The following is a 16,097-nucleotide window of genomic DNA, read 5'->3' on the forward strand; positions in this document are numbered from 1 at the left end:
AACAGCGTGTGGATCTATCCGCCCGCCGCTGAGCGTCGCACCGCCCTCGCCGCTGCCGACCCGATGATCCCGGTGGCCTGATCTCACCCCCGGCGACCAAGAACCGATTGCCTTGCCTGATAAAGAGGAGCACACCATGACCCTGCATCTGGATTCCTTCACCGCCCATGGCGCAACCCTGCAAACCCCGACCGAAGAACTGGTGCCGTCGCGTTACGCCCTGCGTCTCGGTGACATTGATGTGATGGTGATCAGCGACGGCGTTCTGCCGTTGCCGACCCAGACCATGTCAACCAATGCCGACCCCGCCGAGCGCGCTGAGTGGTTCAAAGACATGTACCTGGGCCCCGACGCGTTCGACTGGGCACTCAACGTGCTGGTGGTGCGTAGTGGCGCGCAGGTCATCCTTGTCGATGCCGGCCTTGGCGGCCAGTTCCCCGGTTTCCCCCGTGCCGGGCAGTTTCCCAAACGCCTCGCGGCGGCCGGGATCGACCTCGCGGACGTCACCGATATCGTCATCACCCACATGCACATGGACCACATCGGCGGTCTGCTCGTCGACACAGTGAAGCGTCGTCTGCGCGACGACGTGCGCATCCACGTCACCGCCACCGAAGTCGACTTCTGGACGTCGCCGGACTTCACCAGTACCGACATGCCCGCCCCTGTTCCGGACGTGCTGCGCTCCACTGCCAACGCGTTCATCGAGCAGTATCGAAACAAGCTGCGCATCTTCGAAGATGAGTTCGAAGTCGCTCCCGGCGTGGTCGCCAGACTCACCGGTGGCCACACTCCGGGCCATTGCGTGGTCTACGTGACGTCCGGCTCCGAACGCCTGACGTTCGCTGGCGACGCCCTGTTCCCGGTGGCCTTCGACCACCCGGACTGGCACAACGGCTTCGAGCACGACCCCGATGAATCCGTGCGGGTGCGCGTGCGCCTGCTGCGGGAAGCAGCGGCCAGCGGTGAACTGTTTGTCGCCACGCACCTGCCCTTCCCCTCGGTCGGTCGCGTTGCCGTCAATGGCGAGGCGTTCCGCTGGATTCCGGCGATCTGGGATTACTGATTACGAAAAAAATCGCCAGACCCGACAAAGCCGATTGCTCATGGCTTTGTCGTGTCTGGCGTCCACACAAACGCTCACCCATGCAGCCGTTGAACAACGCTAATGGGTGACTTGAACGCTCACGCGAACTCGTGCTCGCTTTCGTGAACGTACATCCAGGAGATCCCCGACGGGGACGCGGGGTCGAGGCGCATCAGGGCCGAGTCGACTTTCTTCTTGGTGATGCCATCCTTCACCAGGTCGAAGACTGTCAGGAAGACGCCACCCGCAAGAGGTGTGATCGAAAGATTGGTGATGTGCGACTCGGGGCTTCCAACCCGCTTGCCATGCAGGCCCCAAAGGCGTTCCCAATAGTCTGCCCGGCCCATGATCTGACCGTCCGTGAGCACTACCCGGAAATCGCTCGCCAATGCATCGTACAACGGCTTGATCGCCGCCTCCGATTGCGAGGCCATCCCGCGAGACCATGGAAAAAAGAGGTTGTACCAACGATAAACTTCAGCCTCTACAAGCGCTGCGTTATCTGCGGTTTCGAGTTCTTTGTTGATCGACATCTGCGTTCTCCTTAACACGTTCAAAGGTGGCGGTTACAGACCTTCGGGTCTGAATACGCATCGCCCCTGCGATGCACCGCGCCTTTCTCAAGTTCCATCCTGAAAACAACGGCATCGGGCCAAATGTTTGAATGAGCGCATCAATAAACGCTCATTCGATTTGTTTGCCCGGCCACAAAAATAGACGCTGATCGGCCAGTTTGCATTGATAACTGACCAACGGCTTGTGCCTTGTATTCGCTCAGCTTGCCCCAATGATATTGGCTACTCTCAACGTCTGCGTAAGTGAGGACTGACCATGACCGGACAAACCGAAACTGCCATTCTTGCCGGCGGCTGCTTCTGGGGCATGCAGGATTTGCTGCGGCGCTATCCAGGGGTGCTGAAGACCCGTGTCGGCTACACCGGTGGCGAAGTGCCGAATGCCACCTACCGCAACCACGGCAACCATGCCGAAGCGATCGAAATCATCTTCGACCCCACCGTCATCAGCTATCGGCAGATTCTGGAGTTCTTCTTCCAGATCCATGATCCCAGCACGCCCAACCGCCAGGGCAACGACCGAGGCCCCAGCTATCGTTCAGCGATCTATTACCTCAGCGAGCAGCAGCGTGACATCGCCGAGGACACCGCTGCCGACGTCGACGCTTCAAAACTGTGGCCCGGTCGCGTGGTGACCGAAATCGAGCCGGCGGGGCCATTCTGGGAAGCAGAACCTGAGCATCAGGATTATCTGGAGCGGATTCCCGATGGCTACACCTGCCACTTTATCCGCCCGAACTGGAAGCTTCCAAAACGCTCATGAAAGGAATATTTGCACCACTGCCAAGGCCCCGCTGATTCGGGGCCTTGGCGTTTTCGAAGGCTGCTATCGGCAAAAACATTGCCGTCCCAGATAACACTTTCAACTGCAGAAACCGAACTTTGCCCGCTTAAACAGGAACTCCAATACAAGCCAAGTTTTTGGCGCCGGAATTAGTTGTTCGCCTGAACTAGTAACAGCACTGACTTTTGGCACCTTTGCACAATAAGTTGACATGCAAAAGCATGCCACAGCCCGGCAATATCATTAGAGTATGCGCCCTTGAAACGGAAAGGACTCTAGATGACTCAGTCACTCTCAAGGCGCGTTGTGGCGATTACTGGCGCCCTGGGGAATCTCGGCGAGACCCTGGCGGAAATGGCCGCCGCTCAAGGTGCGAACCTGGTGCTTATTGATCAGGCGCAAATGACAATGCCCTGTTCGCACAATCGACTGGTTCTGTCTGGTGTAGATCTGGCGTCCATTTCCGATTGCGAGGAAGTTGCACAACAGATCAATCGTTATTTCGGTCGACTCGATGCGCTGATCAATGTCGCCGGCGGTTATGCCTGGGAGCCGTTGCTGGGTGGCGCACTGCAAGCCTGGGATCGGCTCTACACCCTGAACCTGCGCACAGCGTTGAATGCCAGTAAAGCATTGCTGCCGTTGCTGCTTCAGTCCCCGGCCGGACGCATCGTCAATATCGGTGCGAGCATGGCCGCGAAAGCCGGACTGGGAATGGCCGCCTACGCCGCCTCGAAGTCCAGCGTGCTGCGGCTGACCGAAGGGCTGGCCGAAGAACTCAAGGACATGGGCATTACGGTCAACGCTGTTTTGCCCAGCATTCTCGACACCCCGCAAAATCGCGCAGCGATGCCCGATGCCGAGCATCAGCGCTGGGTGACGCCTGCACAACTGGCGGCGGTCATCCTGTTTCTGATCTCGGAACAAGCCTCGGCGGTGACCGGTACAGGCATTCCGGTACTCGGACGCACGTAAGGTCTATTGACGCCGCCTGACATCGCGATGTTGCCTCTTCAAACTTCGGAAAAGCTAGATCACCGGATTACCGGATTCCCCCTCCCCCATGCGACCCGCCACCGCCAGCGCTGCATTCGTCAACCACGTTCTTGATGTCGCCGAGCAGCACGGTTGCGATGGCGATTGGCTTTTGAAACAGACCGGCCTCTCTCGCGAGCAGTTGTCAGACTCCATCATGCGCATCCCCATGCGGCACTTGCGCTCGCTGCTGGAGTTGGCGGCGCACATCAGCGGCCTGACGAATTTTGGCCTGCAGGTCGGTGCGGCCGTACGACCGGGCAGCTATGGCGTACTCGGCTATGTGTTGATGACCAGCGCCACGCTTGGCGAGTCGATGAACATGATTCTGCGCTTTGGCAAAATCGTCTACGACAGCCCTTCCAGCCACACACGAATTATCATCAGCGACGGACGTGTGACGCTCGAGGACCAGCGCATCAGTGAAGCGGAGCCCTACAGCGCGCTGCATCAGGAAGCGCTGCTGGTCGGCTGGGCGGCCTTCGGGCGCTGGTTGATCGCCAGCGACCAACCGATGCTTGAGGTGCGTATGATGCATTCCTCCAGCGGCGACCCTGCGCAATACGAACGCTTTTTTGGTTGTCCGGTGCAATTCGATGCCGGGAGCAATGCGCTGGTGTTTCCGGAATCGCTGTTGTCGGCCAGGATTCAAGGTGCCGATCCGCGTACTCACCGCAGCATGATCCGCGAAGCCGACTGGCAACTGTGCCTGTCCTATCCGGCGTTTTCCGTGACGGACCGTCTGCGTGCCCTGCTTGCCGAACAGCTGCCCGCCGGCGACTTCAGCCTGAAAAGCCTGGCCAGCCAATTGGCGATTTCGCCGCGAACCCTGCAGCGCAAGCTGGCTGCCGAAGGTGAAAATTTCAACCGGGTGCTGGAAACGATGCGCATGGAATTGGCCGATCATTACCTGCGCCGAACCGACACCAGCATCATGAACATCGCCCTGATACTGGGTTATTCGCAGGCCAGTTCCTTCAGCCATTCCTTTCGCCAGGCTCGCGGCATTTCCCCGGCGGACTATCGCAAGTTGCTTCGCGCCAGATAGTTTGCCGGCGTGACCAACGGGCACCGCACGCAAAAGCATGGAAGCGAATAGGCAAATGGGCCAGTTCGCCGTGGAATCTGTAAACTGACGCGCTGTTTATCCGACCAGACAAGAGATCACCATGGCCAACCAAGACATCACCTTCACCCCCGATCCGGACGCCGACTCGATTTCCTCCGATGTCGCAACGTTCGGCGGGATCATGGTCTCCACGCAAATCCCGACCCGTGCCGACGGCAGCCTGGAACTGGGCGACATCACGCTGCAGAGCGAATGCACGCTCCAGGCATTGAAAGTTGCACTGGAACGCGCCGGTAGCTCCATGGATCGGGTGTTGCACCTGACCATCTACCTCACTGACATGGCCGACCGTGGCGCCTTCAACGAAGTCTACAAGCGCTTCTTCGCCAAGCCATGGCCGGTGCGCGCGGCGGTAGGTGTGGCATCGCTGGCTGTAGAAGGCATGCGTGTGGAAGTCACCGCCATGGCCGCCAAGGCCTGATGTAATGCCATAGCCAACTGTAGGAGCTGTCGAGTGCAACGAGGCTGCGATCGTTTGATCTTGAAAATCAACGTCAAAAGATCGCAGCGTGCCGCAGCTCCTGCAGAATCGGGGGTGAGTTGCCACTTGGCAGCACGGGCGTGCCGGACAGGCGTTTCGCAGCTACAATGCGCGCCTTAACCGTGACAGCCTGACTAAAAAAACTATGTCCTTGCCCAAGCATCATCTGGAACTGCTCAGCCCTGCCCGCGACGTGGCGATTGCCCGCGAGGCGATCCTGCACGGCGCCGACGCCGTGTACATTGGCGGCCCGAGTTTCGGCGCACGCCACAATGCCTGCAACGAGGTGAGCGAAATCGCCGGGCTGGTGGAGTTTGCCCGCCGTTATCACGCGCGCATTTTCACCACCATCAACACCATCCTGCACGACAACGAGCTGGAGCCGGCGCGCAAGCTGATCCATCAGTTGTACGACGCCGGTGTCGACGCACTGATCGTCCAGGATCTGGGTGTGATGGAACTGGACATTCCGCCAATCGAGCTGCACGCCTCCACCCAGACCGACATCCGCACCCTGGAGCGGGCGAAATTCCTCGATCAGGCCGGTTTCTCGCAACTGGTACTGGCCCGCGAACTGAATCTCAAAGAGATCCGGGCGATTGCCGACGAGACAGATGCGGCCATCGAGTTCTTCATTCATGGTGCCCTGTGCGTGGCGTTCTCCGGCCAGTGCAACATTTCCCACGCGCAGACAGGGCGCAGCGCCAACCGTGGCGACTGCTCCCAGGCCTGCCGTTTGCCGTACACGCTCAAAGACGAAAAAGGCGGCGTGATCGCTTACGAAAAGCACCTGCTGTCGATGAAAGACAACAACCAGAGCGCCAACATCCGCGCCCTGGTCGAAGCCGGCGTGCGTTCGTTCAAGATCGAAGGTCGCTACAAGGACATGGGCTATGTGAAGAACATCACCGCCTATTACCGCCAGCGCCTGGACGACGTGCTCGAAGACCGCCCGGACCTGGCCCGCGCGTCCAGCGGCCGCACCGCGCACTTCTTTTTGCCCGATCCGGAAAAGACCTTCCACCGTGGCAGCACCGATTACTTCGTCACCGATCGCAAGATCGACATCGGCGCGTTCGACTCGCCGACGTTCACCGGCTTGCCGGTGGGCACCGTCGAAAAAGTCGGCAAACGTGACATGCAGGTCGTGACCCACGAGCCGCTGTCCAACGGTGACGGCCTGAACGTGCTGGTCAAGCGTGAAGTGGTCGGTTTCCGCGCCAACATCGCCGAGCCAAAAGGCGAGTTCGAAGAGGACGGCGAGAAGCGCTATCGCTACCGCGTCGAGCCGAACGAAATGCCCGAAGGCCTGTACAAGCTGCGGCCGAACCATCCGCTGAACCGCAACCTCGACCACAACTGGCAACAGGCGCTGCAGAAGACTTCTGCCGAGCGTCGCGTGGCCCTGAGCTGGGTTGCGCGCCTGCGCGAAGAACAGCTGGAAGTGACGGCCACCAGCGAAGAAGGTATCAGTGCCAGCGTGACCCTGAACGGGCCGTTCGGCGCGGCCAACAAGCCGGAGCAGGCGCTGGAGCAACTGCAGGATCTGCTCGGTCAGCTCGGCACCACGCAGTACCATGCCATCGACGTTAAGCTCGATGCGCCGCAGGCGTTCTTCATCCCCAACTCGCAACTCAAGGCGCTGCGTCGTGAGGTGATCGAGGCCCTGACCGCTGCACGTGTCGCCGCCCATCCGCGCGGCAGCCGCAAGGCCGAAACCACGCCGCCGCCGGTGTACCCGGAATCGCACCTGACGTTCCTCGCCAACGTCTACAACCAGAAGGCACGCGACTTCTATCACCGTCACGGCGTGAAACTGATCGATGCGGCCTACGAGGCGCACGAAGAGGCCGGTGAAGTGCCGGTGATGATCACCAAGCACTGCCTGCGCTTCTCGTTCAACCTGTGCCCGAAACAAGCCAAAGGCGTGACCGGTGTGCGCACCAAGGTCGCGCCGATGCAGCTGATTCACGGCGATGAAGTGCTGACCCTGAAGTTCGACTGCAAGCCGTGCGAGATGCACATCATCGGCAAGATGAAGGGCCACATTCTCAACATGCCGCAACCGGGCAGCGTTGTCGGCCACATCAGCCCCGAGGATCTGCTGAAAACCATTCCTCGCGCACCCCACTGAGTGATTGGCGTGCGCGGCGCCTGGCCGCCGTGCACGCCCTCCTTCTGTTGCCCCCCTAGTGGGAGCGAGCCTGCTCGCGAAGAGGCCGTGTCAGCCACCGTCACTGCTGGATGACACAACGCTTTCGCGAGCAGGCTCGCTCCCACAAGGTTTTAGCCCGGCCAAATCGCGGGCATAAAAAAACGCCAACTTCTTGCGAAGTTGGCGTTTTTCGATAGATGGCAGGGGCGGCTGGATTCGAACCAACGCATGGCAGGATCAAAACCTGCTGCCTTACCGCTTGGCGACGCCCCTAATGCTCTTTTCAGCGCCTCGAAAGGTTCGCTGTGAGAACGGGGCGCAATTTACCAACATTCATTTCGTTTGTGAAGCCTGACGTGAAATATTTTTTGTTTTAAAACAGCGACTTATTATTTTCGGCGGATTCGCGGTCAGGATCACACCGTGTACGCCCCACGTAACGACCTTTCAACACACGGGCTCTCGTAGGAGCTGCCGCAGGCTGCGATCTTTTCAAAGTGGCGAAAAGCACGCACCCCAGGCTATTTGACCAGCCGCTTTTCCTTCGACGGGCGATAACCGAAAAACGCGCTGTAGCACTTGCTGAAGTGGCTGGGCGAGACAAAACCACAGGCCACCAGCACCTCCATCTGCGACAACTCGGTATGTTGCAGCAGGCGCCGCGCTTCGGTGATGCGCAGTTCGAGGTAGTAACGCTGCGGGGTCGTGCCGAGTTGCTCCTTGAACAAGCGCTCCAACTGGCGGCGCGAGCGCCCGGCATACACCGCCAGTTGTTCCAGCTCCAGCGGTTCCTCAAGATTGGCGTCCATCAGTTTCACCACCTCACGCAGCGGCGCACTGACGCAGATGTTTTCATCCGGTTTGATGCGTCGGTAACGCGACTCCTCGAACGCCAGAATATCCTCGATGCCTTCGACCAGTGCCTTGCCGTGCAACCCCTTGATCCAGTCCAGCGCCATGTGGAACGCGCCCGACGGGCTGGCGGCCGTCAACCGGTCGCGATCGATGACATAAGGTTCGCTGCTGACGAGCGCGTTTCTGGCGATTTCGGTCAGCGCGGGACGATGTTCGGGATGGATGGCGCAACGATAACCATCGAGCAGACCGGCGCGCCCGAGAAACCAGGCGCCATTCCACAATCCGGCCAGGCTGACACCCTGCTCCGCTGCCGCTCGCAGCAGATTGAGTGACTCGTCCGTCGCCTTGAGCTCCGTGCGGTAGCCGCCGCACACCACCAGCAAATCAAGATTCTGGAGCGCTGCTGCATCAAGCCGCGCATCCGGCCGGATCACCAGGCCAAGGTCGCTGACCACTTCGCCGTCACCCAGCCCGAAAGTGCGTGACGAGAACAATCCGGCGCGCAACAGGTTGGCGGTAATGATTGCATCCAGCGTCTGGGTGAAGGCCGGCAGCGAAAAGTGTTCCAACAGCAGAAAACCGGTGCGGGTGATGCGGGTCTCGGCGGCTTGCTCATTCAGGTAGCGGAGGTTCTTGCCCTTCATGCCTCCGCTGAATTGACGTCGTTCGATCAAGGTCTGGCCCATCGGTCATGTTGTTATCCGCCGATAGTTGGCTCGATGGGCCAAAGAGTCAATCACGCTTGCGGCTGATGGCTGGTCACGCAGTGAATACCGCCGCCACCGGCAGCGATCGCATCGATGTTGAGCAACTCGACTTTGCGCTCCGGGTACAGCGTCGATAACAGGTCATACGCCTTTTTGTCGGCCTCCTTGTCACCGAACTCCGGGGCGATGATCGCGCCGTTGATCACGAAGTAGTTGATGTAACCGGCGGCGAAATCCGGGTTGTTCTGGTTGAACTTGCTCTTGCGCGGCTTGAGCGGCGGCGAGATCGTGTGGATCTGCAATGGACGACCATCCGCGTCGGTGGCTTTTCTGAGAATTTCCAGGTGTGCCAGCGTCACCTTGTGATCGTAGGATTGCGGGTCGGTGTCGAGGTTGGCGATCACCACGCCAGGCCTGACGAACCGCGCATAGAAATCGACATGGGCGTCGGTGATGTCCTTGCCCTTGATCCCCGGCAGCCAGATGATTTTGCGCAGGCCCAGGCGTTCCTTCAGTTCAGCCTCGACATCGGCCTTGCTCCAGCCCGGATTGCGGTTGCTGTTGATCCAGCTGCTCTCGGTCATGATCCCGGTGCCGTGACCGTCGATTTCAATGCCGCCGCCCTCGCCCACCAGCTCACTGTGCAGGTACGTCGCTTGCGCGTCGCTGGCCACGCGCGCGGCGATCTTCGCATCCTTGCTGTGCCGCTGCTTGTTGCCCCAACCGTTGAAATTGAAGTCCACCGCGCCGAGCCCGCCCTTGTCATCGATGACAAAATTGGCGCCGATATCGCGCATCCAGATATCGTCGAGTGCGGCGGTCACGTAGGTCACATTGCCGGTGCCGCAATACTCTTCGGCAAGGCTGCGCTCGCCGCTGCGACAGAACACCGTGACCGGTTCATACCGGGCAATGGTGCGGGCGATGCGGCCCAGTGCTTCTTGCACGTCAGCGGTGAAATCTTCCCAGATCGCATCCTGCGCGCCGAAAGCGATGAAGGCGCGTTCGTGCCTGTCGCCCTCGTCGGGCATGAACCACTCCCCTGCGCTGGCCGCCAGCAGTCTGCCCGGCGCCAGCCCGAGGCCCATGACCGCGGCGCTGACACCGGTGGCAACCGATAGCTGTTTGATGAACTCACGACGTGTCGACATCTCTGGTTTTCCTGAAAAGGGCCGGCGGCCGGGCGCCGGCGGTTTGATCATGGGTGGGTGGCGGTTTTGAATTTGGTCCAGGTGCGCATCCGTGCGCGCATGTCGGCCTGGGGGATGTCCTTGCCTGGGATCAATCGAGCATAGGTCGCCTCGTCAAGATAGATGTCCGGGTTGTTGCGCATCGCCGCGTCGACGCTGCCCCGCGCCTTGGCGTTGGAAGTCGGGTAACCGGTGAAGTTACTGATCGCAGCCATGTTCTGCGGACGCATCACGAAGTTGATGAATGCGTAGGCGTATTCCGGGTGTTTCGCATCGACGGGAATTGCCATGGTGTCCATCCACACCGTGGTGCCCTCACGAGGAATGCGGTACTCGAACCGGGTGGTCTTGCCGGCGCTGTCCGAGGTGCGTTGGGCCTGGGTCATGTCGCCGCTGTAGCCCAGCGAAAGACACAGGTTGCCGTTGACCAGATCGGTCACCGGTTGCGACTGGAACTTGCGCACATAAGGCCGCAACTTCATCAGCAGCTCACTGGCCGCCGCCAGATCCGCCGGTTTCGCGCTGCGCGGATCGCGCCCCAGATAATTGAGCACGACTGCCAGCACTTCGTCCGGCGAGTCGATTATCGAAATGCCGCAATCGGCAAACTTCGCCGCCAGCTCTGGCTTGAACAGCATGTCCAGGCTGTTGACCGGCGCGTCGGCCATACGCTGTTTGATCTGCGCCGCGTTGTAGGTCAGGCCGATGGTGCCCCAGGTGTAGGGCACGGTGGCTTTGCTGGAATGCTCGTAGTGGCTGCGCAATTTCTGCAGGCCGGGTTCGATGTCGGCCATCTCCGTGAGCTTCGATGGGTCCAGCGGCATCAGGCTGCCGGCACGCATCAAGCGCTCGGCCACGGTATCGCCGGGGAAGATCAGGTCGTAGCCGCTGCCACCGGACAGCATCTTCGCTTCAAGGGTTTCGCTGCCGTCCATGACGTCGTAGATCACCTTGATCCCGGTTTCGGCGGTGAAGCGGCTCAGCGTGTCTTCGGCAAAATAATCGGCCCAGTTGTACAGGCGCAGGGTTTTGTCCTCGGCATGCAGCGTCGGAATCACGCAAGTCAGGGCCAGGCCCAGAACGCCGAGCAGTCGTTTGTGATGCGTAGCCATATCAAACCCCTTGTGCGTTCCAGCGTGCGTGAAGGTTGCGACCATCCTGACTGAGCAGCGCGCCGTACATGTCCGGGCGCCGGTCACGGTAGATGCCCCAGCTCAGGCGCTCTTCGCGCATCGCATCGAGGTCGAGGCCGTGCACCAGCACGCCCGTGCTGTCGCGGTCGGCTTCGGCGAGCAACTGGCCCTTGTGATCGCTGATGAACGACGAGCCGTAGAAACTCATCTGCAGCGAAGGATCGGTGCTCGCCACTTCGCGCCCGACCCGGTTGGCGGCCACCACTGGCAACAGATTGGCCGCCGCATGACCGCGCATGGTCATCTGCCAGTGATCGCGCGAGTCCAGCGCCGCGCAGCCCGGTTCAGAGCCAATGGCCGTGGGAAACAGCAACACTTCAGCGCCCATCAACGCCAGGCAACGCGCAGTCTCGGGGAACCACTGATCCCAGCAGATGCCCACGCCGAGGCGGCCGAACGCGGTGTCCCACACGCGGAATCCGCTGTCGCCGGGGCTGAAATATTCCTTCTCCTGATAGCCGATGGCGTTGGGGATGTGGGTCTTGCGGTACACCCCCGACAAACGCCCGTCGGCATCGGCCACGGTGAGCGAATTGAAATACGCATTGCCGGCCTGCTCGAACCAGCTCAGCGGCAGCACCACGCCCAGCTCTTTAGCCAGCGCGGCGAAACGCTGCAGCACGCGGCTGTCGCGGTATTCCTCGGCCAGCGCCAGATGTTTGTGGCTTTGTTCGATGCAGAAATACGGCGTGGCGAACAGCTCCTGCAACAGGATCACCTGCGCGCCCTTCGCGGCCGCCTCGCGAACCAGTTGCTCGGCCTGATCGAGGTTGCGCGGCAGATCCCAGGTGCACGGCATCTGGGTAGTGGCGATAGTCAGATGGCTCATCGCTCAACCCTCCACTGGCCAGGCCGGTTGCTGCTGAGTGATGCAATGCACCCCGCCGCCGCCATGGGCCAGATGATTGATGCGCACCGGCACCACTTCGCGTCCGGGGAACGCCTGCGCCAGCACTTTGGCCGCCACCTCGTCAGCCTCGATGCCGTAGGCCGGCATGATGATCGCGCCGTTGGCGATGTAGAAATTGGTGTACGAGGCGCAGAACACTTCGGCTTCGGTGTCCACCGCTTCGCTGGCCTCGTAGAGCTCGATCAGCTCGAACTTGCGGCCCTGTGCATCGGTCGCCAGCTCCAGTGCGCGGCGGTTTTCGCGCGCTACTTCGGCGTACACCGAGCTCTTGTCGTGGGTGGCATCCACCAGCAACACACCGGGCCGGGCGAAGGCGCAGACGCCATCGACGTGGCCGTCGGTCATGTCGCCGGTGACGTAATCCGGGTCGCCCGGCAGCCAGATGGTTTTCTTCACACCGAGCAGACGGCTGAAAATCTCTTCCATTTCAGCCTTGCCGATGCCCGGATTGCGATTGGGATTGAGCAGCACCGATTCGGTGGTGATCAGCGTGCCCTCGCCGTCGACGTGAATCGCCCCGCCCTCGTTGCTCAGAGGCGTGCCGAAGCATTCCAGCCCCAGATGATTGAGTGCACGGCGTGCCAGGCTTTCGTCCAGATCGTACGCCGACTTGCCGCCCCAGGCATTGAAGCGCCAGCTCACACCGGCCAGCCCTCGTTGCGGGTGGCAGATGAAGCTTGGGCCGGAGTCGCGGCACCAGCTGTCGTTGACCGCCAGCGGAATCAGCTCGATGTTCGGCCCGCACAGGGCTTTGGCGCTCGCTACCGCCGAGGGATCAACGACCATTTTCACCGGCTCGAATCGTGCGATGGCGTTGGCAACCCGAGCAAAGTCCTCTTGCACCTGTGGCAATGTCACGCGCCAGCCCGACTCCCACAGCGCCTTGTTGTGCGGCCAGACCATCCAGGTCGCGGCATGCGTCACCCATTCGGCAGGCATCATCCAAGCGTTGTTGTTATTTTCGTTGCGCGGCATGACAAGCACCTCTCGATTAAGCCATTGTGTTCAATGGAAACCGCCGTGATTTGGCGTGAGGTGAATGCTACTGCGCTGAAACCGCGTCAACAAACGATGGATTTAGCGCACAACTGATTAGAGGAACTTATCGATATGCTCAAGCACTGGCCGCCGCTCAGCTCCCTGCGCGGCTTCGAAGCGGCTGCTCGTCTGGGCAGTTTTCACAAGGCTGCCGATGAGCTGAGCCTTACTCAATCGGCGATCAGCCAACAGATCCGCAGCCTTGAGGCGTACCTCGAACAGCCGTTGTTCTTTCGCAGCGGCCGCAGCGTGGCGTTGACCGATGCCGGCCACGATCTGCTCAGCACCACCCAGGCGATGCTGCAGCAACTGGCGGTCGGCATCCGGCGTCTGGGGCAATATCAGAAACCCAATCAACTGGTGCTCAACACCACGCCAGCGTTTGCCCGGCACTGGTTGTTGCCGCGGCTGGCGAATTTTCGCCGCCAGCATCCGCAAGTCGATCTGTGGATTTTCAGCACCGATGAAGTGCCGGACATGGCGACGCAAACCATCGATCTGGCGGTGCGCGACGACATCAGCTCTCAGGCCGAATGCAGCTTTCGGGTGCTGCACGCCGACCGCCTCTATCCGGCCTGTCATCCCGACGTGTTGGCGCAGCCCGCCGCGCAGCGCACCACCCTGCACGGCGAGCGGGAGATGGACTGGAGCCATTGGGCGGTGGAAGCCGGCGTGGATGTCGGGCAGCAGGATCAGGGGCTGAATTTTTCCGATCCGGGCCTGTTGCTGGACGCGGCGTGTGCCGGTTTGGGGATTGCGCTGGTCAGCCAGCTGCTCAGCCACCAAGCGCGGGAAACGGGGTTGTTGCAACCGTTGGTGGAACAAACCATTCGCGGCCCGAACTGGGCGCTGCTGACCCATCGCGACAGCGAGCATGACCCGATGGCGCGATGTTTCAGTGAATGGCTTTCAAGCCAACTGGCAGGACCTGATGCGCAGGGTCAGACGACCGTGAGATAACCCGCACCGAGCCGGCCTTCCAGACGACCGAACAGCACGTAATGCTGATAACCACTGGTGAACGCCCCCGTGGAAATCGCGTTTTTGACGTCCTGATTCATCTGCAGGTATTGCGCTTCGTCAAAGTTTTCCGCGCTGACTTCACCGGTCCGCCCAAGCTTTTCGCTTTCGACCGGCAGCCCCATGATCGTGCGCCGCTGGAAGTCGATAATGCGGTTGACCGCGTGACTTTCCAGCGGCCCCCGATTGGATTGGGTCGAGTAGATGTGCAAGCCGTTTTTTGCGCAGCGATTGCACATGTCGACGCAGTTTTGCTGGGTAGACTTGAGGCCGGTCAGGTGCGCCAGAGGCATGTCCAGATACTTGCCGACCTGGTACTCGGTCTGATTGAAAATCGAACAGCACAAAATGGTATTGCCGTTGCAGTCGAGCACCAGCCAGTCATCCTTGAGCGAGCACGCCTGCCTTGGATACTGGCGCACCAGATTGACCAGATCGTCGAAGGGCGGCAGCGCCAGTCTTTTCAGGGTTTCATGATCGGTATCCGTCACCGAAGGATCGCGCTCGATCAGCGCCAGGGTTTTCTCCAGCGGCATCATCACTGAAAATCCGGTGGAGAACTCGAAACCCAGACTCAGGGCGAAGTCGCGCATCAGCCCTTCTTCTTCCATGTTGTCCAGATAACGGTGGTAGTACACCTCGATCCGCGTATTCAAGCCATGTTGCTGCTTGAGCTCATGCAGTTTGATCATGTTGGCTTTGACTACTTCAATGTCACCGCCCACGTGTCCCTGCCGGTAAGTCTCCTGATAAAACCCGGACAACGAAATACGGAAAAACCACGGATTGGCCAGCATGGCGGTTTCCATGTTCTTGGCCAGGTTCAGATTGGAACTGATACCGCTCTGCAAACCGGCGGCATTGATGATCTCGACAAACTCACCGATTCGCGGGTGGATCAACGGCTCGGTCCAGTTGTACAGAAAGATCGTTTCGACCCCTTCGTTCCGGGCCTTTTCGACAATCTTGCGGAACATGTCGACTTGCATGGCTTTCTTGAAGTTGACGTTTTCCGAGTTGCCCATCGGGCAAGAGGGGCAGCTTAAATTGCACGCACCGACAATATCGATATACATATTCATGACAGGTGACGCTCCTTGGTGAATAGCGGTGCTTCCAGAGCTGGCGACTGTCGTGATTGGCGTTATTCGTTAGTTATTTGACAGTCCCGGAGCGCGGCTCAGCAAGTTCCGGGCCATTGGCGTGTTGAGCCATCAACTCCACGATCCAATCGATAAATACCCTTAGCTTTTGGCTGATATGCCGGTTCGGCGCATACGCCACATAGAGCGGCATCGGCTCAAGTTGCCAATCCTCGAACAGCGCCACCAACTCGCCCCGAGCCTGATGCGCGTGCGACATGTACCTTGGCAACCACAGCACCCCCATGCCGGCCAGACCAGCGGCAAGGTAGGCGTTGCCGTCATCGACGGCGAGCACGTGGCGGCCCTTGATCTGCAGGTGTTCGCTGCCATTGTGCAAGGCGTAAGGCACGGGTTTGCCAGTGCGTGCCCAGAGAAACCCGACCACCCGATGATGCGAGTCTTCCAGCTCCCGTGGATGCATCGGTGTGCCGGCGCGGGCCAGATAACCCGGCGCGGCGAATACCCCCAGTTGCAGATCTGCCACCCGACGGGCCATCAGCGACTGATCCAGCAGCTCGCCGCCGCGCACCACGCAATCGACGTTTTCATCGATGATGTCGACGATGCGATCGCTGACGCCCATGTCGATCTGGATATCCGGGTATCGCTGATGAAACGCAGGCAGTGCCGGCATCAGGATCAAGCGTGCCAGCGGACTCGGCACATCGACTCGCAGTCGCCCGCGGGGCAATGCGCCGGCGCCGGACAACGTGGTCTCGGCGTCCTCCATGTCGGCCAACAGCTTGATCACCCGATCGTAATAAATGGCGCCATCGGCGGTGACGTTGAC

16 protein-coding genes and 1 tRNA gene are annotated in these 16,097 nt (G+C 60.3%); 8 read left to right on the top strand and 9 right to left on the bottom strand.

Annotated elements, in window-relative coordinates; all coding sequences use genetic code 11:
* Nucleotides 1-81 (top strand): hypothetical protein (locus DBR18_RS29050; protein ID WP_256588671.1); only part of this gene is annotated, 81 nt, incomplete at its 5' end.
* A gap of 55 nt (nt 82-136) precedes the next feature.
* Nucleotides 137-1,066 (top strand): MBL fold metallo-hydrolase, encoded by a 930-nt coding sequence (locus tag DBR18_RS10825; RefSeq protein WP_108590309.1) that lies wholly within the window; start codon nt 137-139, stop codon nt 1,064-1,066.
* 119 nt (nt 1,067-1,185) lie between these two features.
* Here DBR18_RS10825 and DBR18_RS10830 read toward each other — a convergent pair whose 3' ends face one another.
* A complete protein-coding gene (locus tag DBR18_RS10830) occupies nt 1,186-1,620 on the bottom strand; it encodes a hypothetical protein (protein ID WP_108590310.1) in 435 nt (144 codons plus the stop codon).
* A 298-nt stretch (nt 1,621-1,918) separates the two neighbouring features.
* On the opposite strand from DBR18_RS10830, the gene msrA reads away from it, so the two are divergent.
* From msrA to DBR18_RS10855, 5 genes are all read left to right on the top strand, one after another.
* Nucleotides 1,919-2,425, top strand: a complete 507-nt coding sequence (gene msrA, locus DBR18_RS10835; protein ID WP_108590311.1) for a peptide-methionine (S)-S-oxide reductase MsrA — start codon at nt 1,919-1,921, stop codon at nt 2,423-2,425.
* Nucleotides 2,426-2,725: 300 nt separating this feature from the next.
* On the top strand, nt 2,726-3,421 hold the full coding sequence (locus DBR18_RS10840) for an SDR family NAD(P)-dependent oxidoreductase (RefSeq protein WP_108590312.1): 696 nt from the start codon (nt 2,726-2,728) through the stop codon (nt 3,419-3,421).
* 88 nt (nt 3,422-3,509) lie between these two features.
* Nucleotides 3,510-4,529, top strand: coding sequence for an AraC family transcriptional regulator (locus DBR18_RS10845; protein WP_108590313.1), 1,020 nt, complete (start codon nt 3,510-3,512; stop codon nt 4,527-4,529).
* A gap of 121 nt (nt 4,530-4,650) precedes the next feature.
* The gene (locus DBR18_RS10850; protein WP_108590314.1) at nt 4,651-5,031 is read left to right on the top strand and encodes a RidA family protein; all 381 of its coding nucleotides are present in this window, start codon (nt 4,651-4,653) and stop codon (nt 5,029-5,031) included.
* A 205-nt stretch (nt 5,032-5,236) separates the two neighbouring features.
* Complete coding sequence (locus DBR18_RS10855) at nt 5,237-7,225, top strand: U32 family peptidase (protein WP_108590315.1); 1,989 nt, start codon at nt 5,237-5,239, stop codon at nt 7,223-7,225.
* A 219-nt stretch (nt 7,226-7,444) separates the two neighbouring features.
* On the opposite strand, the gene DBR18_RS10860 is transcribed toward DBR18_RS10855, so the two are convergent.
* The 6 genes from DBR18_RS10860 to DBR18_RS10885 all read right to left on the bottom strand — a co-directional run bounded on the left by DBR18_RS10860 (nt 7,445) and on the right by DBR18_RS10885 (nt 13,079).
* A tRNA-Gln gene (locus DBR18_RS10860) sits at nt 7,445-7,519 on the bottom strand.
* Between the two features lie 248 nt (nt 7,520-7,767).
* Complete coding sequence (locus DBR18_RS10865) at nt 7,768-8,790, bottom strand: GlxA family transcriptional regulator (protein ID WP_108590316.1); 1,023 nt, start codon at nt 8,788-8,790, stop codon at nt 7,768-7,770.
* Between the two features lie 50 nt (nt 8,791-8,840).
* The gene (locus DBR18_RS10870; RefSeq protein ID WP_108590317.1) at nt 8,841-9,962 is read right to left on the bottom strand and encodes an agmatine/peptidylarginine deiminase; all 1,122 of its coding nucleotides are present in this window, start codon (nt 9,960-9,962) and stop codon (nt 8,841-8,843) included.
* A 47-nt stretch (nt 9,963-10,009) separates the two neighbouring features.
* Nucleotides 10,010-11,113: an extracellular solute-binding protein gene (locus DBR18_RS10875; protein ID WP_108590318.1), complete on the bottom strand. Its 1,104-nt coding sequence runs from the start codon at nt 11,111-11,113 to the stop codon at nt 10,010-10,012.
* A gap of 1 nt (nt 11,114) precedes the next feature.
* A complete protein-coding gene (aguB, locus tag DBR18_RS10880; RefSeq protein ID WP_108590319.1) occupies nt 11,115-12,023 on the bottom strand; it encodes an N-carbamoylputrescine amidase in 909 nt (302 codons plus the stop codon).
* Between the two features lie 3 nt (nt 12,024-12,026).
* Complete coding sequence (locus DBR18_RS10885) at nt 12,027-13,079, bottom strand: agmatine/peptidylarginine deiminase (RefSeq protein WP_108590320.1); 1,053 nt, start codon at nt 13,077-13,079, stop codon at nt 12,027-12,029.
* Nucleotides 13,080-13,214: 135 nt separating this feature from the next.
* Between DBR18_RS10885 and DBR18_RS10890 the strand changes: the two genes are divergently transcribed.
* Nucleotides 13,215-14,102 carry a LysR substrate-binding domain-containing protein gene (locus tag DBR18_RS10890; protein ID WP_108590321.1) on the top strand — a complete coding sequence of 296 codons (888 nt, stop codon included), beginning with the start codon at nt 13,215-13,217 and terminating at the stop codon, nt 14,100-14,102.
* Here DBR18_RS10890 and DBR18_RS10895 read toward each other — a convergent pair.
* Entirely contained in the window at nt 14,084-15,244 is a 1,161-nt protein-coding gene (locus tag DBR18_RS10895; protein WP_108590322.1) for a radical SAM protein, read from the bottom strand. The two genes, DBR18_RS10890 and DBR18_RS10895, sit on opposite strands and share 19 nt — an antisense overlap.
* Nucleotides 15,245-15,317: 73 nt before the next feature.
* The coding region (locus tag DBR18_RS10900; RefSeq protein WP_108590323.1) for a LysR substrate-binding domain-containing protein at nt 15,318-16,097 on the bottom strand (780 nt) is incomplete at its 5' end.

It is taken from the genome of Pseudomonas sp. HMWF021 (genome assembly GCF_003061005.1).
Lineage (GTDB): Bacteria > Pseudomonadota > Gammaproteobacteria > Pseudomonadales > Pseudomonadaceae > Aquipseudomonas.